We start from the raw sequence: 22,012 nt of genomic DNA, 5'->3' as shown, positions 1-22,012 counted from the left end.
AGCTATCAATTGTCTGAATAGGTTAACGGTTATGACAAGCATCCGGACACATCATTCACTTTTTATTCACATCCCGAACGGAATTCGCTGGGGCTGGCACCGGTGCATTTTTTAAAAACGCGGGAAAAGTAGAGCTGATCTTCAAAGCCAATATTGCGCCCGACGCTGGCAATCGGCATGCGGGTGGTGCTGAGCAGAAATTTCGCCTGGCTGATACGCTGATCCTCACGCCAGCTCAATACGCTGACGCCAAGCTGCTGGCGGAACAAATGCGAGAGTCGGGACGGGGAAAGACATACGTGCTGCGCAACGCTGGCAATATCAAAATGGCTGTCTGAGAGATGATCGCTGATGTACTGGCACGCCTCGCGCACCCGGTGATCCAGCGGCGGATGCAGGGATTCATTCACCGCTTCCATGCGACGCAATAACAATTGCTCAAGCAAATTGATCGCCAGCAGTTCTGAGTAGCGCCCGGCTCCCTGACCGGCGTCAATAATTTGCGCGAATAACTCGCGAAACATGGGCTCATGCGACGCGTCCGGCCGATGAAACCCCGTCTGGGCGAAAATGGTCGGCCACGCCAGCCACTCCTGCCAGTAAGCACGCGGGCGGAAATAGACCCACTGGTGATACCACTCCTTCGCCTCAGGATGGCGACCGTAATGGTGGATTTCGCCTGGCGGAAACAGCAACATATCGCCAGGACGGCAGACAAAGCGCTGGCCATGATTATCAATCACCCCTTCACCACGCACGGTCAGGTTGAGGATATATCCCTTCATCCCCAGCGGCCGATCGATAAAGAAATCCAGGTAGCCGCCTGCCTCAATAGGTGTTAACCCTGCCACCAGATGTGCATTAAATGAATAGCCAGGCAGGAGAGGATCGTTTTGCGTTTCAGCCATTACTTTTACACTCCCGAGAACAGTTTAGGAAACCAATTGTCCATATTGTGATTTTATGCACTCGACGCCGGGCAAAATTAACAAAAATGTTGAAGTCACCGCCCTGACTCCGCTCCGGAGACGCTTTCCCCCGGTTAAAAGGCTACATGACAGTTTCAAAGTCGTAACAAGAGTGTCTATAAAGAAGGTTGAAAAGTCCACATTGAATATTTGCACGCCGTCACACTTTGCAATGCTATAGCCGGTTTGTCCATAAGATTAGCGGTTCCGGCCTGACGCTTTTTTTCCCCAGTCTCTACTGTTTCACCATCACTGTTTTTCTGGATGGAGTAACACGATGGCGATTGCAATTGGCCTCGATTTTGGTAGTGATTCTGTGCGCGCGCTGGCGGTGGATTGCGCCACTGGCGAGGAAATCGCCACCAGCGTGGAGTGGTATCCGCGCTGGCAGGAGGGCCGCTATTGCGATGCCCCGAATAACCAGTTCCGTCACCATCCGCGCGATTATATTGAGTCGATGGAAGCTGCAATCAAAAGCGTGCTGGCAGAATTAACAGACGTTCAACATCAACACGTTGTCGGCATTGGCGTAGACAGCACCGGTTCCACCCCGGCCCCCATTGATGCACAAGGACACGTGCTGGCGCTGCGAGCGGAATTTGCCGACAACCCGAACGCGATGTTCGTGTTGTGGAAAGATCATACCTCGGTGGAAGAAGCCGAAGAAATCACCCGCCTGTGCCATACGCCGGGCAAAGAAGACTACTCGCGCTATATTGGCGGCATTTACTCCAGCGAATGGTTCTGGGCCAAAATTCTTCATGTGACGCGCGAGGACAGCGCGGTGGCAGAGGCGGCGGCCTCGTGGATTGAGCTATGCGACTGGGTGCCTGCCCTGCTTTCCGGCACCACGCGCCCTGCCGACATCCGTCGCGGCCGCTGCAGTGCCGGGCATAAATCACTGTGGCATGAAGGCTGGGGCGGACTGCCGCCAGCCAGTTTCTTTGACGAACTTGATCCTCTGCTCAACCGCCATCTGACGTACCCGATGTTCAGCGAAACGTACACGGCAGATGTGCCGGTGGGCAACCTGAGCGCGGAATGGGCGCAGCGTCTTGGCCTGCCGCAAAGCGTGGTTATCTCTGGCGGCGCGTTTGACTGCCATATGGGCGCTGTGGGCGCGGGTGCGCAGCCCAATACGCTGGTTAAAGTGATCGGTACCTCTACCTGTGACATTCTGATCGCTGACAAACCCAGCGTCGGCGACCGCGCGGTGAAAGGTATCTGCGGTCAGGTTGACGGCAGCGTGGTGCCTGATTTTATCGGCATGGAAGCCGGGCAATCGGCGTTTGGCGATATTTACGCGTGGTTTGGCCGCATTCTCGGCTGGCCGCTGCAACAACTCGCCGCGCAGCATCCTGAACTGAAAGAGCACATTCACGCCAGCCAGAAGCAGTTGCTCCCGGCGCTCACCGAGGCGTGGGCCAAAAATCCCTCACTCGATCACCTGCCGGTAATACTCGACTGGTTTAACGGTCGTCGCACGCCGAATGCCAACCAGCGACTGAAAGGGGTGATTACCGATCTGAACCTGGCGACGGACGCTCCCGCGCTGTTTGGCGGTCTGATTGCCGCTACTGCCTTTGGCGCACGCGCCATTATGGAATGCTTTACCGAACAGGGAATTGCGGTCAATAACGTAATGGCTCTCGGTGGCATCGCGCGTAAAAACCCGGTGATTATGCAGGCCTGCTGCGACGTGCTGAACCGGCCACTGCAAATCGTAGCCTCCGATCAGTGCTGTGCGCTGGGCGCGGCGATTTTCGCCGCCGTCGCGGCAGGCGTGCATACCGATATCCCTGCTGCACAGGCAAGTATGGCCAGCGCCGTCGAAATTACCCTGCAACCGCGTCCTCAGCAGGCGCAACGTTTTGAACAGCTCTATCGCCGCTATCAGCAGTGGGCGGTCAGCGCCGAGCAGCATTACCTTCCCGAAGCCGCGCCGCAACAACCTGCCCCGGCTCACCAGACATCTCTGACCTGTTAAGGACATGACAATGACGATTTTTAATAACTATGAAGTATGGTTTGTAATTGGCAGCCAGCATCTTTACGGCCCGGAAACCCTGCGCCAGGTAACGCAGCACGCGGAGCACGTGGTGAATGCGCTGAACAATGAAGGTAATTTGCCGTGCAAACTGGTCCTGAAACCACTGGGGACTTCGCCGGATGAAATCACCGCTATCTGCCGCGATGCCAACTACGACGATAAATGCGCGGGCCTGATGGTCTGGCTGCATACGTTTTCACCGGCAAAAATGTGGATCAACGGACTGACCATTCTTAATAAGCCGCTGCTGCAATTCCATACCCAGTTCAATGCCGCCCTGCCGTGGGACAGCATTGATATGGACTTTATGAACCTCAACCAGACCGCGCACGGCGGCCGCGAGTTCGGCTTTATCGGCGCGCGGATGCGTTTACAGCACAGCGTGGTGACCGGCCACTGGCAGGATAAAGACGCTCATCAGCGTATCGGCGCGTGGATGCGTCAGGCGGTGTCGAAGCAGGATACCCGCCATCTGAAAGTGTGCCGCTTTGGCGACAATATGCGTGAAGTGGCGGTGACCGACGGCGATAAAGTCGCGGCACAGATTAAATTCGGCTTCTCGGTGAATACCTGGGCGGTGGGCGATCTGGTTCAGGTCGTCAATGCCGTGAGCGACGGTGATATTAGCGCCCTGGTCGATGAGTACGAAAGCAGTTATCGCCTGACGGAAGCGGCGCAAATCCACGGCGACAAACGGCAGCACGTGATCGACGCAGCGCGTATTGAGCTGGGGATGAAGCGCTTTCTCGAAGAAGGCGGTTTCCACGCGTTCACCACCACCTTTGAAGATTTACACGGCCTGAAGCAGCTTCCGGGGCTCGCCGTGCAGCGCCTGATGCAGCAGGGCTACGGCTTTGCGGGCGAAGGCGACTGGAAAACCGCCGCTCTGCTACGCATCATGAAGGTGATGTCAACCGGTCTGCAGGGCGGCACCTCATTTATGGAGGATTACACCTACCACTTTGAGAAGGGTAACGATCTGGTGCTCGGCTCACATATGCTTGAAGTGTGTCCGAGCATCGCCGTCGATGAAAAACCGATCCTTGAGGTTAAGCCACTGGGTATCGGTGGCAAGGCCGATCCGGCGCGTCTGATTTTCAACACCAAAACCGGCCCGGCGATTGCGGCGAGCCTTATCGATCTCGGCGATCGTTTCCGCCTGCTGGTCAACTGTGTTGATTCCGTCGAAACCCCGCACGATCTGCCGAAACTGCCGGTGGCGAACGCCCTGTGGAAAGCCCAGCCGGACCTCCCGACCGCCTCAGAAGCGTGGATCATCGCCGGTGGCGCGCACCACACCGTTTTCAGCCACGCGCTGACGCTGGACGATATGCGCCAGTTTACCGAGCTGCACGACATTGAGATTGCCGTCATCGACAACGACACCCGCCTGCCCGCGTTTAAAGACGCGCTGCGCTGGAACGAAGTTTATTTCGGCTCAAAACGCTAACCGCAATGCCCGGTGGCGCTTCGCTTACCGGGCCTGTGACGCGTTGTTCGTTATGAAAACCACCATCCACAGGCCGGATAAGCGCAGCGCCATCCGGCATGGAGACCAACATGTTAGACGATCTCAAACGTCAGGTGCTGGAGGCAAATCTGGCCCTGCCAAAACACAACCTGGTCACCCTTACCTGGGGTAACGTCAGCGCCGTCGATCGCGAGCGCGGCGTGTTTGTGATCAAACCTTCCGGCGTCGATTATAGCGTGATGACGGCCGAGGATATGGTGGTGGTCAGCATCGATACCGGCGAGGTCGTTGACGGTACGAAAAAACCGTCTTCCGACACCCCCACTCACCGCCTGCTCTATCAGGCCTTCCCGACCATCGGCGGCATCGTGCATACTCATTCGCGCCACGCGACCATCTGGGCGCAGGCAGGACAGTCCATTCCGGCTACCGGCACCACCCACGCCGACTATTTCTACGGCACTATTCCCTGCACGCGTAAAATGACCGACGCTGAAATTAACGGCGAGTACGAATGGGAAACCGGCAACGTTATCGTTGAAACCTTTGAAAAACAGGGCATTGACGCCGCGCAAATGCCGGGTGTGCTGGTCCATTCCCACGGTCCGTTCGCATGGGGAAAAAACGCCGACGATGCGGTGCACAACGCCATTGTGCTGGAAGAAGTCGCCTATATGGGCATCTTCTGCCGCCAGCTCGCGCCACAGTTGCCGGACATGCAGCAAACCCTGCTGGATAAGCACTATCTTCGCAAGCATGGGGCGAAGGCGTATTACGGGCAATAATTAACACCGGAGCCGTCGGAGAAGCTATTTTCCGGCGGCATCATGCCCTAATGCCCATAGCGCCGAATAATCATGTCTCTTATCCACAACGCTCACCTTGTTATGCTCCTGCATTAACCGGCTTATTTTGCCATTACGTTAATCATGCTATTTTAGTGCCGTCAGAACGGAGATAATGATAATGACGGAAACTAAATATACATTAAATAAATCAATCATTACGAAATCATTAATAAAAGATAACTATTTTCCCATCGCCACCATTCCGTGCAGCATACTGTTTTTAGTCATCATTGCCTGTTTTCTGGGGCTGCCTATCATTGAGATGATCGTAACAGGCATTATCGTCACGCTGGCAGGCGAGCTTCTTTTCCTGGTGCCAGTTTATGGCTGGGCCTGCTGGCGAAAATCGACGACGCCAGCGGAGATCGTTATCGCGCCGGGCCGGCTGAGTATCGATAACCAAAGCTGGGCGCTGAACGATATTCAGACGTTGCGGTTAACACCAAATATTCATCCTATAAATAAAAAATGCTTTTTAACGGTGCTTGAAACTAATGGCAAAAAACAGCTTTTTATTTAGGCTCCAGTGCTGCCGCTGAAGAAATGGTTTTCGACCAATATCCGCTATTTTGTGACCACATCGCTTTTTTATGCAAAGATAACCCGGGTCAATTTCAGGCAGAGTAATGCAGTAAGGACAAGCAGAGATGAAACTGAAATATGCAGGCCGGGGGGCAGGACTTATTCTTGTACTCATCGCTATCGTATTTATTTACAACGCCGTCGCGATTTACCACTTCAGCCAGCAGGATCAAACGCAAAAGGCTGACTGCGCGATTGTGGCCGGCGCTGGCGTCGAGGGGGAGCGCCCTTCCCCGGTCTTTCAGGCGCGCCTCGATCACGCTATTCATCTTTGGCAAGAAGGACTGGTGCGGATCAATATTTTAACGGGTGGGCTTAGCGCGCATGCACAGCACGCTGACGCCGCCATCGCCCGCCAGTATTTGCTTGAACAGGGCATTCCCGCCTCTGCCATTCTGACTGAAGAAACCTCGACAAAAACCCGCGATAATGTCCAGAATGCCAAAGCATTAATGCAGGCGCACCAGTTAACCACCGCGTTGATGGTTAGCGACCCGCTGCATATGTATCGTTTAATGCTTATCGCCTGGGATAACGATATTCAGGCCTGGTCCTCCCCCGCGCCGGGTTCACTATACCGAAGCTGGTCGACGCGTCTTTCCATGCTGACACGTGAATCGCTCTGGTATACCGGTTATCGTATTTATCGTCTGATGCCGCAAACCGCTGTACAAAAAGTCAGTACCTGACGCCAAAACAGGTTATAATTACGTCTGACTTTAGCGGACAGGAACTGAGCGTGGCGCAGGCGCGAGAAGGCTTTATTTTAACCCGGCACTGGCGGGATACCCCGCAGGGCACGGAGGTCACATTCTGGCTGGCGACAGATGACGGTCCCCTGCACATTACGCTGCCGCCGCAGGAGTCCGTTGCCTTTATTCCTGCCGACCATGTTGCCCGCGCGCAACAGGTACTCAGCGGCGAACACGGCTATCGACTGACCCCGCTTGAGCTAAAAGATTTTCACCGCCGCCCGGTTTACGGCCTGTATTGTCGCTCGCACCGCCAGTTGATGAATTACGAAAAACGACTGCGTGAGAATGGCGTGACGGTCTATGAAGCCGACGTGCGCCCGCCTGAGCGCTTCCTGATGGAACGGTTTATTACTGCGCCCGTTTGGGTTGACGGTGAAGAGCAGAATGGCGCACTGATCAACGCCCGCCTGAAGCCCAATCCGCACTATCGGCCACCATTGAAATGGGTATCGCTGGATATTGAAACCACCCGCCACGGCGAACTGTATTGCATCGGCCTTGAGGGCTGCGGTCAGCGGGTGGTGTATATGCTGGGTCAACCTGACGGCGAGGACCCACCGCTCGATTTTCACCTTGAGTACGTGGCCAGTCGTCCACTGCTGCTGGAAAAACTTAACGCCTGGTTTGCTGAGCACGATCCGGACGTGCTGATTGGCTGGAACGTGGTGGGATTCGATTTACGAATGCTGCAAAAACATGCCGAACGCTATCGCATTCCGCTGCGTCTGGGCCGCGGTAATAGCGAGCTGGAATGGCGTGAACACGGTTTTAAGAACGGCGTATTTTTCGCACAAATGAATGGCCGGGTGATTATTGACGGTATTGACGCGCTGAAATCGGCCTTCTGGAATTTCTCCTCTTTTTCACTGGAGTCGGTCTCGCGCGAGCTGCTGGGCGAAGGGAAATCCATTGATAATCCGTGGGACCGGATGGACGAAATTGACCGCCGTTTCGCCGAAGATAAACCTGCGTTAGCCACCTATAACCTCAAAGACTGTGAGCTGGTCACCCGTATTTTCCATAAAACGGAGATCATGCCCTTCCTGCTGGAGCGGGCGACGGTTAACGGCCTGCCGGTTGATCGCCACGGCGGTTCGGTCGCCGCCTTCAGCCATCTTTATTTCCCGCGTATGCATCGCGCCGGATACGTCGCGCCAAATATGGGTTCGGTGCCGCCACAGGCCAGCCCTGGCGGCTATGTGATGGACTCCCGGCCTGGTCTGTATGATTCGGTGCTGGTGCTGGATTATAAAAGTCTGTATCCGTCGATCATCCGCACCTTCCTGATTGACCCGGTCGGGTTAATTGAAGGGATGGCGCAGCCCGATCCTGAACACAGCACCGAAGGTTTTCTTGACGCGTGGTTTTCTCGTGACAAGCACTGTCTGCCGGAGATCGTCAGCCAGATCTGGCACGGGCGAGAAGACGCTAAGCGGCACGGCAATAAGCCTTTGTCACAGGCGCTGAAGATCATCATGAACGCCTTCTATGGTGTACTCGGCACCAGTGCCTGCCGCTTTTTCGATCCGCGGCTGGCGTCGTCGATCACAATGCGCGGCCATGCGATCATGCGCCAGACCAAAGCGCTGATTGAGGCTGAAGGTTATGATGTTATTTACGGCGATACCGACTCAACCTTTGTCTGGCTCAAACGTCCCCACAGTGAAGATGACGCCGCGCAGATTGGTCAGACATTGGTGCAAAAGGTCAACGACTGGTGGGCGACTGAACTGAGTAAGGAGCACTTAACCAGCGCGCTGGAGCTGGAGTTTGAAACGCACTTCTGCCGCTTTTTGATGCCGACGATTCGTGGGGCTGACACCGGCAGTAAAAAACGCTACGCCGGGCTGATTCAGGAAGGCGACAAACAGCGCATGGTGTTTAAAGGGCTGGAAACCGTGCGTACCGACTGGACCCCGCTGGCACAGCAGTTCCAGCAGGAACTGTATCTGCGTATTTTTCGTCGTGAACCGTATAAAGAATTCGTGCGTGAAACCATTGATAAACTCATGGCGGGCGAGCTGGACGACAGGCTGGTTTATCGCAAGCGTCTGCGCCGCCCGCTGAGTGAATACCAGCGCAACGTACCGCCACATGTGCGCGCCGCGCGGCTGGCCGATGAAGAGAATCTGAAGCGCGGTCGTGCGGCGCAATATCAGAATCGCGGGACCATAAAATATGTCTGGACCACTCATGGTCCTGAGCCGATTGACTATCAGCATTCGCCGCTGGATTACGACCATTATCTCACCCGTCAGCTGGAGCCAGTCGCCGAGGGAATACTCCCCTTTATGGATGATAATTTTGCTACACTAGTGACGGGGCAACTGGGGCTATTTTGATACGTGACGAATCCGTTGCCATCCAGTACCATAGCGCCCTTTCCATTCCTGGACCCAATTAATACCGCTGCCATTCCCGGATGGCAGCGGTAAGTTATTGCCTGTAATCAAAGAGATAGAGCCGAACACATATGCCTTTTACCCTTGGTCAACGCTGGATCAGCGACACCGAAAGCGAACTCGGACTTGGAACTGTTGTCGCGATGGACGCGCGTACTCTCACTCTGTTATTCCCGGCTACCGGAGAAAATCGCCTGTATGCACGTAGCGACTCACCCGTTACCCGTGTGATGTTCAATCCCGGTGATACAGTAACAAGCCATGAAGGCTGGCAGTTACATATTGATGATGTAAAAGAAGAAAATGGTCTGCTCGCCTACTCAGGTACGCGTCTGGATACCGAAGAAAAAGACGTGCTGCTACGTGAGGTGTTCCTCGACAGTAAACTGGTGTTCAGCAAACCGCAGGATCGCCTTTTCGCCGGGCAAATCGACCGGATGGATCGCTTCTCGCTGCGCTATCGGGCACGTAAATACCAGAGCGAACAGTATCGTATGCCGTACAGCGGCCTGCGCGGACAGCGCACCAGCCTAATCCCCCATCAGTTGAATATTGCCCATGACGTTGGCCGCCGCCATGCGCCGCGCGTGCTGCTGGCCGATGAAGTGGGTCTTGGAAAAACCATCGAAGCGGGGATGATCCTGCATCAACAACTGCTGTCCGGGGCGGCGGAGCGCGTGCTGGTGGTGGTTCCGGAAACATTACAGCATCAGTGGCTGGTCGAAATGCTGCGCCGCTTTAACCTGCGTTTCGCGCTGTTCGACGATGAACGTTATGCCGAAGCTCTGCACGATGCAGACAATCCTTTTGAGACCGAACAACTGGTGATTTGCTCGCTGGACTTTGTGCGCCGCAATAAACAGCGCCTTGAACATCTGTGTGATGCCGAATGGGATCTACTGGTGGTTGATGAGGCGCATCACCTGGTGTGGAGCGAAGACGCGCCGAGCCGTGAATATACGGCCATTGAAGAGCTTGCCGGGCGCGTACCTGGCGTCCTGTTGTTGACCGCAACGCCGGAACAACTGGGGATGGAAAGCCACTTTGCGCGTCTGCGCCTGCTGGACCCGGATCGCTTCCACGATTTCGCCCAATTTGTGCAAGAGCAGAATAATTACCGTCCGGTAGCCGATGCCGTCGCCCTGCTGCTGGCGGGCAACAAGCTCAGCGACAGTGAACTGAATACGCTGGGCGAGCTGATCGGCGAGCAGGATATCGAACCGCTGCTGCAAACGGCGAACAGCGATCGTGACGGTGCGCAGTCCGCCCGTCAGGAACTGGTTTCCATGCTGATGGACCGTCACGGCACCAGCCGCGTGCTGTTCCGCAACACCCGTAACGGCGTTAAGGGCTTCCCGAAACGCGAGCTTCACACTATTAAACTGCCGTTGCCGACCCAGTATCAAACCGCCATCAAAGTCTCGGGGATTATGGGCGCACGTAAAAGTGCGGAAGACCGAGCGCGCGACATGCTCTATCCGGAGCAGATTTATCAGGAATTTGAAGGTGATACCGGCACCTGGTGGAACTTCGATCCGCGCGTTGAATGGCTGATGGGCTATCTGACCAGCCATCGCTCACAGAAAGTACTGGTGATTTGTGCTCAGGCAACTACCGCCCTGCAACTGGAGCAGGTGCTGCGCGAGCGCGAAGGCATCCGCGCGGCGGTGTTCCACGAAGGGATGTCGATTATTGAACGCGACCGCGCCGCCGCCTGGTTTGGCGAAGATGACAGCGGCGCACAGGTGCTGCTGTGCTCGGAAATCGGCTCTGAAGGGCGTAACTTCCAGTTTGCCAGCAATCTGGTGATGTTCGACCTGCCGTTCAACCCGGACCTGCTGGAGCAGCGTATTGGTCGTCTGGATCGTATCGGCCAGGCGCACGACATCCAGATCCACGTGCCGTATCTTGAAAAAACCGCGCAGTCGGTGCTGGTCCGCTGGTATCACGAAGGTCTGGACGCGTTCGAGCATACCTGCCCGACCGGCCGTGCGATTTACGATACGGTTTATCACGATTTGATTAACTATCTTGCTGCGCCGGAAAACACCGACGGCTTTGATGATCTGATCAAATCCTGTCGCGCGCAGCACGATGCGCTGAAAGCCCAGCTTGAACAGGGGCGCGACCGCCTGCTGGAAATCCACTCTAACGGCGGCGAGAAAGCGCAGGCGCTGGCGGAAAGCATTGAAGAGCAGGATGACGACACTAATCTTATTGCCTTCGCCATGAACCTGTTCGATATCGTGGGCATCAACCAGGATGACCGGGGAGAAAACCTCATCGTTCTGACGCCGTCCGATCATATGCTGGTGCCAGATTTCCCCGGCCTGCCGGAAGATGGCTGTACCATTACGTTTGAACGTGATGTCGCACTGTCGCGAGAAGATGCGCAATTTATTACCTGGGAGCATCCGCTGATCCGCAACGGTCTGGATTTGATTTTGTCCGGCGACACGGGTAGCAGCACGCTTTCACTACTAAAAAACAAGGCGCTGCCTGTGGGCACACTGCTACTGGAACTGATTTATGTGGTGGAAGCGCAGGCACCCAAACAGCTTCAGCTAAACCGCTTCCTGCCGCCAACGCCGGTACGTATGCTGCTGGATAAAAACGGTACTAACCTCGCCGCGCAAGTCGAGTTTGAAACCTTCAATCGCCAGCTCAGTGCGGTCAATCGTCACACTGGCAGCAAGCTGGTGAATGCCGTCCAGCAGGACGTTCATGCGATCCTGCAACAGGGCGAAGCGCAGATTGAAAAAACTGCCCGTGCGCTGGTGGATGCGGCACGCAGCGAAGCCGATGAAAAACTGTCTGCCGAGCTGTCGCGTCTGGAGGCGCTGAAAGCGGTTAACCCGAACATCCGTGACGATGAGCTGGCGGCTATTGACAGCAATCGCCAGCAGGTGATGGAAAGCCTCGCGCAGGCGGGCTGGCGTCTGGATGCGTTGCGTCTGATTGTCGTCACGCATCAGTAACGGAAACGATGATGGGAATGGAAAACTACAATCCGCCGCAGGAGCCATGGCTGGTCATTCTGTATCAGGATGAGCATATTATGGTGGTCAACAAGCCGAGCGGCCTGTTGTCCGTGCCCGGGCGTCTTGACGAGCATAAGGACAGCGTGATGACGCGCATCCAGCGCGATTATCCGCAGGCGGAATCTGTGCATCGTCTGGACATGGCGACCAGCGGCGTGATTGTGGTGGCGCTGACCAAAGCCGCCGAGCGCGAACTAAAGCGTCAGTTCCGCGAGCGTGAGCCGAAAAAGCAGTACGTGGCGCGGATCTGGGGCCATCCGGCAAAAGCGGAGGGGCTGGTGGATTTACCGCTGATTTGCGACTGGCCGAACCGGCCAAAACAGAAAGTCTGTTTTGAGACTGGCAAAGCGGCGCAGACGGAGTATGAGGTGGTGGAGTACGCGGCGGATAATACCGCTCGCGTGGTGCTCAAGCCGATTACTGGTCGTTCTCACCAGTTGCGCGTGCATATGCTGGCGCTGGGTCATCCGATCCTTGGCGATCGATTTTATGCCACGTCGCAGGCGCTGGCATTAGCACCGCGCCTGCTGCTGCACGCGGAAATGCTGACCATTACCCATCCGGCGTATGGTAATTCAATGACGTTTAAAGCGCCGGCAGATTTCTAAAACGTTTCACCCCGGCCCTCTCCCTGAGGGAGAGGGGGAAAGATGGTCTCTGCCATATGGGAAGATGACCGGAAACGTCAGGCGTCTCACCCTCACCCCGGCCCTCTCCCTGAGGGAGAGGGGGAAAAATGGTCTCTGCCATGTGGGAAGATGGCCGGAAATGCCAGGCGTCTCACCCTCATCCCGGCCCGCTCCCTGAGGGAGAGGGGGAAAGATGGTCTCTGCCATATCGGAAGATAGCCGGAAACGTCAGGCGTCTCCCCCTCACCCCGGCCCTCTCCCTGAGGGAGAGGGGGAAAAATGGTCTCTGCCATGTGGGAAGATGGCCGGAAACGTCAGGCGTCTCCCCCTCACCCCGGCCCTCTCCCTGAGGGAGAGGGGGAAAAATGGTCTCTGCCATGTGGGAAGATGGCCGGAAACGTCAGGCGTCTCCCCCTCACCCCGGCCCTCTCCCTGAGGGAGAGGGGGAAAAATGGTCTCTGCCATGTGGGAAGATGGCCGGAAACGTCAGGCGTCTCCCCCTCACCCCGGCCCTCTCCCTGAGGGAGAGGGGGAAAAATGGTCTCTGCCATGTGGGAAGATAGCCGGAACCGTCAGGCGTCTCCCCCTCACCCCGGCCCTCTCCCTGAGGGAGAGGGTGAAAAATGGTCTCTGCCATGTGGGAAGATGGCCGGAAACGTCAGGCGTCTCACACTCATCCCGGCCCTCTCCCTGAGGGAGAGGGAGAAAGATGCTCTCTGCCATATGCGGTGAGCGATCCTAAGGGATACAAGACGGGTACGGAGTGCTCCCTCTCCCCTGGGGAGAGGGCTGGGGTGAGGGGAAACCCCAGCTACCTTACTTAAACCCTTTCTGCTCTTTAATCAGCTCGTACGCTTTCTGAATTTCCTGCGCTTTTTGCTTCGCCATCTCCATCATTTCCGGCGGTAAACCTTTTGCCACCAGCTTATCCGGGTGATGCTCGCTCATCAGCTTACGGTAGGCTCGCTTGATGGTCATTGCATCATCCGTTGGCTTGACCCCCAGCACATTACAGGCGTCTTCCAGAGTAGGGCCTCGCTGCGCCTGTTGCCAGCCACCGCCGGACTGCTGCTGATAACCGCCGCCAAACTGCGCGCCCCCCTGCATCATGCGCAGGAACTGATCGAACTGGGTGCGGGAAATACCCAGCTCTTCAGCGATGACATACAACACTGCGCGCTCGTTGGGATGCAGTTGGCCATCCGCAAATGCCGCCTGGATTTGAATTTCCAGAAACATCCGAATCAAATCGGCACGACCAAAACAGATGCTGCGAAACGCACGCATTTTATCGCGCAGCGGGTAGTTATCCGCTTTCCCCACACGAAATGCCTGCTGGGCTGCGCTACGCGATTCACCATGCAGACTCATGCGATCCATAAATACGCTGGCAATATGGATATCGGCTTCCGTGACCCGGCCTTTCGATTTGGTTAAATGTCCCATCACCTCAAAGGTGGTGGCAAAAAACAGCGATTGTCGCTCCTGTTGATTAGCAAACCAGTTCAGTCGACGGCTCCGCGCCTTGTCAAACATATGGCCTATCAGTAGCCCAAGCACCGCGCCCCAGAAGCCGCCGCCCATCATTAATGCCACCGCTACGCCAATCACTTTGCCCCAATACTGCATATACTCCCCAAATCGTCATGCCTGCGACTAAAATATGTTTTATCATACCCGTCATTCTATGCCGTGCCTAACATAAGGGCATGAAACGGGCAGGATTAAGACTAGCGCGATGTGGACGAGTAAGTTAGTCTCTGACCGTTTGCTAGCCGCTACGCCACTGATGACGGAACAACACATAAAACGTATGAAAAAACGTATTCCCACCCTTCTGGCCACCATGATCGCCAGCGCCCTGTACAGCCAGCAGGGTTTGGCCGCCGATCTCGCCTCGCAGTGTATGCTGGGCGTGCCGAGCTATAACCGTCCTTTGGTGGAGGGCGAGCCGAATGAATTACCGGTCACCATCAATGCCGATCATGCTAAAGGGAACTATCCCGATGATGCGGCATTTACTGGCAACGTGGATATCAATCAGGGCAACAGCCGCCTGCAAGCCGATGAAGTTCAGCTTCATCAGAAAGACGCCGAGGGCCAGCCTGAGCCGGTTCGTACCGTCGATGCGCTCGGAAACGTGCATTACGACGATAACCAGGTGATCCTCAAAGGGCCAAAAGGCTGGGCCAACCTGAATACCAAAGATACCAATATCTGGGAAGGTGATTATCAGATGGTGGGCCGTCAGGGCCGCGGTAAAGCAGATCTGATGAAACAGCGTGGCGAAAACCGCTACACCATTCTGGAAAATGGTACGTTTACGTCCTGTCTGCCCGGCTCCGATACCTGGAGCGTCGTCGGTAGCGAAGTGATCCACGATCGTGAAGAACAGGTGGCGGAAATATGGAACGCTCGCTTTAAGCTGGGCCCGGTTCCGGTCTTTTATAGCCCCTACCTGCAATTGCCGGTCGGCGACAAGCGCCGTTCAGGTTTCCTGATCCCCAACGCCAAATACAGCAGCAAGAACTACTTTGAGTTCACCCTGCCGTATTACTGGAACATCGCGCCCAACATGGACGCCACCATCACGCCGCACTACATGCACCGTCGTGGCAACGTGATGTGGGAGAACGAATTCCGCTACCTGACCCAGGCGGGCGCGGGCTTGATGGAACTCGATTACCTGCCGTCAGATGACGTGTATCAGGACGATCATGATAAAGAAGGCAGCCGCCATCGCTGGTTGTTCTTCTGGCAGCACGCTGGCGTGCTGGATCAGGTCTGGCGCTTTAACGTCGACTACACCAAAGTCAGCGACTCGAACTATTTTAACGACTTCGACAGTAAATACGGCTCCAGTACCGACGGTTATGCCACGCAGAAATTCAGCCTCGGCTACGCGGTGCAGAACTTTGATGCCACCGTATCGACCAAGCAGTTCCAGGTCTTTAGCGATCAGAACAACAGCAGCTACTCCGCAGAGCCGCAGCTCGACGTTAACTACTACCAGAACGATGTCGGCCCGTTTGATACCCGCATTTATGGCCAGGCGGTGCATTTCGTCAATACCGAAAGCAACCAGCCAGAAGCGACGCGTCTGCACCTTGAACCGACTATCAACCTGCCGCTGTCTAACGGCTGGGGCAGTGTAAATACCGAAGCCAAACTGCTGGCGACCCATTATCAGCAAACCAATCTGGACACGTATAACCGTAATAACACGACGCAGCTTGATGACTCGGTCAACCGCGTGATGCCGCAGTTCAAAGTCGACGGCAAAATGGTTTTCGAGCGTGATATGAACTGGGCCGCAGGCTATACCCAGACGCTGGAACCGCGTGCGCAGTACCTTTACGTACCGTATCGCGACCAGAGCCACATCAATAACTACGACTCATCCTTACTGCAATCTGACTATACCGGTCTGTTCCGCGATCGCAGCTACGGCGGTCTTGACCGTATCGCGTCGGCAAACCAGGTAACGACCGGGGTGACTTCACGTATTTATGATGACGCCGCCGTGGAACGTTTTAACGTTTCCGTGGGTCAAATCTACTACTTCACCGAGTCGCGTACCGGTGATGACGATAATATTCATTGGGAAGATGACGACCAAACCGGTTCACTGGTATGGGCAGGCGATACCTACTGGCGCATCTCTGACCGCTGGGGTCTGCGCGGTGGTGTGCAGTACGATACGCGTCTGGACAACGTGGCCACCAGCAGCGCAACGGTAGAGTATCGTCGTGACCAGGATCGTCTGTTGCAATTGAATTACCGTTACGCCAGCCCGGAATATATTCAGGCGACGCTGCCGTCTTACGCAACGTCAGACGAGTATAAAGAGGGGATCTCTCAGGTCGGTGCCGTCGGCAGCTGGCCGATTGCCGATCGCTGGTCGTTCGTTGGCGCATGGTATTTCGATACCAACGAGAAAAAAGCGGCCGATCAGATGGTGGGCGTGCAGTACAACTCCTGCTGTTATGCGATCCGCGTCGGTTATGAGCGTAAACTTAACGGCTGGGAAAACGATCAAAGCGTGTACGATAACGTCATCGGCTTTAATATTGAACTGCGTGGCCTGAGTTCAAACTATGGTCTGGGCACACAGCAGATGCTGCGCTCGAACATTTTGCCTTACCGTAGCTCTCTGTAATGCAGTTGTTTGAAAACGTAATCCGCATTGCGGTTAATTGAAATGGAAAATGTATGAAGAACTGGAAAACGCTGCTTCCTGCTTTCGCCCTCGCACTGGTGGTGAATTCAGGGTTCGCTGCCCCGCAGGTTGTCGATAAGGTAGCAGCCGTCGTCAATAACGGCGTTGTGCTTGAATGCGACGTCGATGGCCTGATGCAGTCGGTAAAAATGAATGCGGGTCAGGCCGGGCAACAGTTGCCGGATGATGCCACGCTGCGTCACCAAATCCTTGAACGTTTGATCATGGATCAGATCATCCTGCAAATGGGGCAAAAGATGGGAGTGAAAATCTCCGATCAACAGCTCGACGAGGCCATTGCCAACATCGCTAAACAGAACAACATGACGCTGGATCAAATGCGCAGCCGTCTGGCCTACGATGGTCTGGATTACAACACCTATCGCAGCCAGATCCGCAAAGAGATGACTATCTCGGAAGTGCGTAACAACGAAGTGCGTCGCCGTGTTACCGTGCTGCCGCAGGAAGTCGATTCTCTGGCAAAGCAAATTGGCAACCAGAACGATGCCAGCACCGAACTTAACCTGAGCCATATTCTGCTGCCTCTGCCGGAAAATCCGTCTTCCGAACAGGTCAGCGAAGCGCAGGAACAGGCCAATTCCATTATTGAGCAGGCCCGCAATGGCGCTGACTTCGGCAAACTGGCTATCAGCTATTCTGCCGATCAGCAGGCATTACAGGGCGGTCAAATGGGCTGGGGCCGCATTCAGGAACTGCCGGGCCTTTTTGCGCAGGCGCTGAGCACGGCGAAGAAAGGCGATATCATCGGCCCTATTCGTTCTGGCGTTGGCTTCCACATCCTGAAAGTTAACGACATGCGCGGCCAGAATCAGAACATTTCTGTCACTGAAGCCCATGCCCGTCACATCCTGCTGAAGCCATCACCGATCATGACTGACGATCAGGCGCGGGTGAAACTGGAAGAAATTGCAGCGGACATCAAGAGCGGCAAAACCACCTTCGAGAAGGCAGCAAAAGAGTTTTCTCAGGACCCGGGCTCGGCGAATCAGGGCGGCGATCTGGGTTGGGCGACCCCGAATATGTACGATCCGGCTTTCCGCGATGCATTAATGAAGCTCAACAAAGGCCAGATGAGCGCCCCGGTGCACTCCTCTTTCGGCTGGCATCTGATCGAAATGCTTGATACCCGCCAGGTAGATAAAACCGACGCGGCGCAGAAAGATAAAGCCTACCGTATGCTGATGAACCGGAAAATGTCAGAAGAAGCGGCGACCTGGATGCAGGAACAGCGCGCGACGGCCTACGTTAAAATTCTGAGCAACTAATGGCGCATCCGCATCGTGTGGCGATCACTCCCGGCGAACCCGCCGGGATTGGTCCGGACCTTGTGGTCCAGCTTGCACAGCGTGACTGGCCGGTTGAACTGGTCGTTTGCGCTGATGCTACCCTCCTGACAGACCGGGCAGCGATGCTCGGTCTGCCGCTTTCTCTGCTGCCTTATTCTCCGTCAAAACCCGCTCAAGCGCAGCGTGCCGGCACCCTGACGCTGCTACCGGTTGCACTACGTGCGCCCGCCATCGCAGGTCAGCTTAGCGTGGAGAACGGGCATTATGTCGTTGAGACGCTGGCGCGCGCCTGCGATGGCTGCCTGAACAACGAATTTGCCGCGCTGATCACTGGCCCCGTGCATAAAGGGGTGATCAACGACGCGGGTATTCCTTTCACCGGCCATACCGAGTTTTTTGAAGCGCGTGCGCAGGCAGAAAAAGTGGTGATGATGCTGGCGACAGAAGCAATGCGCGTGGCGGTGGCAACCACTCACCTGCCGCTAAGAGACGTGGCCGATGCCATCACCCCTGATTTGCTGCGCGAGGTGATTACCATTCTGCATGGCGATCTGCAGAGCAAGTTCGGTATTAAACATCCGCATGTGCTGGTGTGCGGCCTGAACCCTCATGCCGGTGAAGGCGGGCATATGGGCACTGAGGAGATCGACATCCTGATCCCGGTACTCGAAGAGATGCGCGCCAAAGGCATGAACCTGAGCGGGCCACTGCCCGCTGACACGCTATTTCAGCCGAAATACCTCGACAATGCCGACACCGTGCTGGCGATGTACCACGATCAGGGTCTCCCCGTGCTAAAATACCAGGGCTTTGGCCGCGGCGTAAATATTACGCTCGGCTTACCCTTTATTCGTACTTCCGTTGACCACGGTACCGCGCTTGAACTGGCGGGCCAGGGGAAAGCGGACGTCGGCAGTTTTATTACGGCGCTTAATCTCGCCATCAAAATGATTGTTAATAGCAAATGAATAATCGAGTCCATCAGGGCCACTTAGCCCGTAAACGCTTCGGGCAGAACTTCCTCAACGATCAATTTGTGATCGACAGTATTGTTGCGGCCATTAATCCGCAGAAAGGCCAGGCAATGGTTGAAATCGGGCCTGGTCTTGCCGCCCTGACCGAGCCGGTTGGTGAACGTCTTGATAAAATGACAGTGATTGAGCTGGATCGCGATCTGGCCGCGCGTCTGCAAACGCACCCGTTCCTTGGCCCTAAGCTGACTATCTATCAGCAGGATGCGATGACCATGAACTTCGGCGAGCTGTCAGAGACGCTGGGGCAACCGCTGCGCGTGTTCGGCAACCTGCCGTATAACATTTCCACCCCGCTGATGTTCCACCTGTTTAGCTATACTAACGCCATCGCCGATATGCACTTCATGTTACAAAAAGAAGTAGTCAATCGACTGGTTGCAGGACCGAACAGTAAAGCGTATGGTCGATTAAGCGTCATGGCGCAGTATTACTGCCAGGTGATCCCGGTGCTGGAAGTTCCGCCAACGGCGTTTACGCCCGCGCCAAAAGTGGATTCCGCCGTGGTACGTCTGGTGCCGCATGCTGTGATGCCGCATCCGGTAAAAGAAATTCGCGTGCTGAGCCGTATTACCACAGAAGCGTTTAATCAGCGCCGTAAAACCATTCGTAACAGCCTCGGCAACGTGTTTAGCGTTGAAGTACTGACGGAGCTGGGGATCGATCCGGCAATGCGCGCAGAAAATATCTCGGTTGCCCAATACTGCCAGCTGGCTAATTATCTGGTGGATAACGCGCCACCGAAGGAGAGCTAACCCATGATCGACTCGCCCCGAATTTGCGTACAGGTGCAAAGCGTCTACATTGAGGCGCAATCCTCTGCGGAAGATGAGCGCTATGTTTTTTCCTATACGGTGATCATTCGCAATTTGGGGCGGCATCCGGTTCAGCTTCTGGGCCGTTACTGGCTTATTACTAACGGTAACGGCCGTGAAACTGAAGTTCAGGGGGAAGGCGTGGTCGGCGTGCAGCCACACATCGCCCCCGGCAGTGAATATCAGTATACCAGCGGTGCCGTGCTTGAAACGCCGCTCGGCACGATGCAGGGCCACTATGACATGATCGATGAAGACGGTAATGCCTTCACCATCGATATACCCGTTTTCCGTCTGGCTGTTCCAACTCTAATCCATTAATACTATGTCGACTTATCTCATTGGCGATGTTCACGGTTGCTACGATGAACTGATCGCGTTGTTAAAACAGGTGGAATTTACCCCTGAGCAGGACACGCTATGGTTGACCGGCGACCTGGTAGCCCGTGGCCCCGGTTCGCTGGAGGTACTGCGCTACGTGAAGTCGCTCGGCGACAGCGTGCGTATCGTTCTTGGCAATCACGATTTACATCTTCTGGCAGTGTTTGCCGGCATCAGCCGTAATAAGCCAAAAGATCGCGTTACGCCGCTGCTGGAAGCGCCGGATGCGGACGAGCTGATTAACTGGCTGCGCCGTCAGCCGCTGTTGCAGGTCGATGAAGAGAAAAAACTGGTGATGGCGCATGCGGGCATCACGCCGCAGTGGGATCTTCCCACCGCTATCGCCTGCGCGCGCGATGTCGAAGCCGTGCTGGCCAGCGACTCCTACCCTTTCTTCCTCGATGCCATGTACGGCGACATGCCCAACAACTGGTCTACTGAGCTGACAGGGCTGGCGCGTTTACGTTTTATCACTAACGCTTTCACCCGCATGCGCTACTGCTTCCCGAACGGCCAGCTGGATATGTACGCCAAAGAAGCACCGGAAAACGCACCCGCTCCACTGAAACCATGGTTTGCCATCCCCGGCCCGGTATCAGAAGCCTACAGCATCGCTTTTGGTCACTGGGCGTCGCTGGAAGGCAAAGGCGCGCCGGACGGTATTTATGCGCTGGATACCGGCTGCTGCTGGGGCGGCGACTTAACCTGCCTGCGCTGGGAAGATAAGCAGTACTTTATCCAGCCATCGAATCGACAGATGGATTTAGGGGAAGACGAGGCGGTGGCGTCGTAACGCTTCATCAGATTGTAGATAGAATTATCATCAGGGAAGAAGAAATGGCTGACTATTTTGAGATTCGAGCCACCTACACTCAGCAAACCATAACGGTTTATCAGGCCTATAACGAACAAATCGCTGATGTCGCCATACGCCATCAGCGATTTGGTGCCCCCTTTTCGTTTAATCGTATGACATGGATTAAACCCTCCTTCATGTGGATGATGGAGCGCAGCAATTGGGGTCTGAAAAAGAATCAGGAGCGGATTCTTGCTATTGAGTTGAAGCGAACCTTCTTTGACTGGTTACTCGAACACGCGGTATTAACCACGCCAGAGCCACATGTCTATGCGCATGCTGGCGTGTGGGAAGAGTTGTTTAATCAGGCGAATGTCTATGTACAATGGGACCCGGAGCGAAGCCTCAACGGCAAAAAGCTGGAATATCGCTCATTGCAAATGGGTATTTCACGTAATTTAATTCGCCAATTCAATGACGAAGCCATCGTTGCTATTACGGATCTTTCTCCACTGGTGAAAAAATGCCATACCCTGCTTGTTAATGGAAAATCCAGCAAGGCTAAATCTTTTTTACCGGTGGAAAGGATTTATCCGGTGAGTTCTGCTGCCAGAAAAGCGACTGGAATGAAAAATATCTAGCCTTTAACCATACATACCATAATTATGTTTGATGAAAAAAGCACGATATTCAGGATAGCATCATGCTAAGCAGTCA

General features: G+C 55.2%; 17 protein-coding genes. 15 read left to right on the top strand and 2 right to left on the bottom strand.

The window, feature by feature from the left end:
- Positions 1-62: 62 nt before the first annotated feature.
- Positions 63-908, bottom strand: coding sequence for an arabinose operon transcriptional regulator AraC (araC, locus tag CHU32_RS23120; protein WP_103678403.1), 846 nt, complete (start codon positions 906-908; stop codon positions 63-65).
- Positions 909-1,245: 337 nt separating this feature from the next.
- Between araC and araB the strand changes: the two genes are divergently transcribed.
- The 8 genes from araB (at position 1,246) to rluA (ending at position 12,725) form a co-directional block, all read left to right on the top strand.
- A complete protein-coding gene (gene araB / locus CHU32_RS23115; protein ID WP_103678404.1) occupies positions 1,246-2,955 on the top strand; it encodes a ribulokinase in 1,710 nt (569 codons plus the stop codon).
- A 10-nt stretch (positions 2,956-2,965) separates the two neighbouring features.
- A complete protein-coding gene (araA, locus tag CHU32_RS23110) occupies positions 2,966-4,468 on the top strand; it encodes an L-arabinose isomerase (RefSeq protein ID WP_103678405.1) in 1,503 nt (500 codons plus the stop codon).
- Positions 4,469-4,578: 110 nt separating this feature from the next.
- The gene (gene araD, locus CHU32_RS23105) at positions 4,579-5,274 is read left to right on the top strand and encodes an L-ribulose-5-phosphate 4-epimerase (protein WP_103678406.1); all 696 of its coding nucleotides are present in this window, start codon (positions 4,579-4,581) and stop codon (positions 5,272-5,274) included.
- A 181-nt stretch (positions 5,275-5,455) separates the two neighbouring features.
- A complete protein-coding gene (locus tag CHU32_RS23100; RefSeq protein ID WP_103678407.1) occupies positions 5,456-5,857 on the top strand; it encodes a hypothetical protein in 402 nt (133 codons plus the stop codon).
- Positions 5,858-5,984: 127 nt separating this feature from the next.
- Complete coding sequence (locus tag CHU32_RS23095) at positions 5,985-6,608, top strand: YdcF family protein (protein ID WP_103678408.1); 624 nt, start codon at positions 5,985-5,987, stop codon at positions 6,606-6,608.
- Positions 6,609-6,658: 50 nt separating this feature from the next.
- On the top strand, positions 6,659-9,016 hold the full coding sequence (gene polB, locus CHU32_RS23090; RefSeq protein WP_103678409.1) for a DNA polymerase II: 2,358 nt from the start codon (positions 6,659-6,661) through the stop codon (positions 9,014-9,016).
- Positions 9,017-9,147: 131 nt separating this feature from the next.
- Entirely contained in the window at positions 9,148-12,054 is a 2,907-nt protein-coding gene (gene rapA / locus CHU32_RS23085) for an RNA polymerase-associated protein RapA (protein ID WP_103678410.1), read from the top strand.
- Positions 12,055-12,065: 11 nt separating this feature from the next.
- On the top strand, positions 12,066-12,725 hold the full coding sequence (gene rluA / locus CHU32_RS23080) for a bifunctional tRNA pseudouridine(32) synthase/23S rRNA pseudouridine(746) synthase RluA (protein WP_103678411.1): 660 nt from the start codon (positions 12,066-12,068) through the stop codon (positions 12,723-12,725).
- Positions 12,726-13,562: 837 nt separating this feature from the next.
- Here rluA and djlA read toward each other — a convergent pair.
- Positions 13,563-14,375: a co-chaperone DjlA gene (gene djlA / locus CHU32_RS23070; RefSeq protein ID WP_103678413.1), complete on the bottom strand. Its 813-nt coding sequence runs from the start codon at positions 14,373-14,375 to the stop codon at positions 13,563-13,565.
- A gap of 184 nt (positions 14,376-14,559) precedes the next feature.
- Between djlA and lptD the strand changes: the two genes are divergently transcribed.
- The 7 genes from lptD to CHU32_RS23035 are packed head-to-tail and all read left to right on the top strand — an operon-like array spanning position 14,560 to position 21,936.
- Positions 14,560-16,905 (top strand): LPS assembly protein LptD, encoded by a 2,346-nt coding sequence (lptD, locus tag CHU32_RS23065; RefSeq protein WP_103678414.1) that lies wholly within the window; start codon positions 14,560-14,562, stop codon positions 16,903-16,905.
- 53 nt (positions 16,906-16,958) lie between these two features.
- Positions 16,959-18,251 carry a peptidylprolyl isomerase SurA gene (gene surA, locus CHU32_RS23060; RefSeq protein WP_103750936.1) on the top strand — a complete coding sequence of 431 codons (1,293 nt, stop codon included), beginning with the start codon at positions 16,959-16,961 and terminating at the stop codon, positions 18,249-18,251.
- Entirely contained in the window at positions 18,251-19,240 is a 990-nt protein-coding gene (gene pdxA, locus CHU32_RS23055; RefSeq protein ID WP_103678416.1) for a 4-hydroxythreonine-4-phosphate dehydrogenase PdxA, read from the top strand. Before surA ends, pdxA begins: the two co-directional genes overlap by 1 nt.
- On the top strand, positions 19,237-20,058 hold the full coding sequence (gene rsmA / locus CHU32_RS23050) for a 16S rRNA (adenine(1518)-N(6)/adenine(1519)-N(6))-dimethyltransferase RsmA (protein ID WP_103678417.1): 822 nt from the start codon (positions 19,237-19,239) through the stop codon (positions 20,056-20,058). Before pdxA ends, rsmA begins: the two co-directional genes overlap by 4 nt.
- Positions 20,059-20,061: 3 nt before the next feature.
- Positions 20,062-20,439 carry a Co2+/Mg2+ efflux protein ApaG gene (gene apaG, locus CHU32_RS23045; protein ID WP_103678418.1) on the top strand — a complete coding sequence of 126 codons (378 nt, stop codon included), beginning with the start codon at positions 20,062-20,064 and terminating at the stop codon, positions 20,437-20,439.
- A 4-nt stretch (positions 20,440-20,443) separates the two neighbouring features.
- Positions 20,444-21,292 carry a bis(5'-nucleosyl)-tetraphosphatase (symmetrical) ApaH gene (gene apaH / locus CHU32_RS23040; protein WP_103678419.1) on the top strand — a complete coding sequence of 283 codons (849 nt, stop codon included), beginning with the start codon at positions 20,444-20,446 and terminating at the stop codon, positions 21,290-21,292.
- Positions 21,293-21,336: 44 nt separating this feature from the next.
- On the top strand, positions 21,337-21,936 hold the full coding sequence (locus CHU32_RS23035; RefSeq protein WP_103678420.1) for a DUF4291 domain-containing protein: 600 nt from the start codon (positions 21,337-21,339) through the stop codon (positions 21,934-21,936).
- The last annotated feature ends 76 nt before the right edge of the window (positions 21,937-22,012 follow it).

It is taken from the genome of Superficieibacter electus (genome assembly GCF_002915575.1).
GTDB classification, from domain to species: Bacteria; Pseudomonadota; Gammaproteobacteria; order Enterobacterales; family Enterobacteriaceae; genus Superficieibacter; species Superficieibacter electus.
Note: the sequence above shows the minus strand (reverse complement) of the source record. Positions and strands in the feature narration are given on the sequence as shown.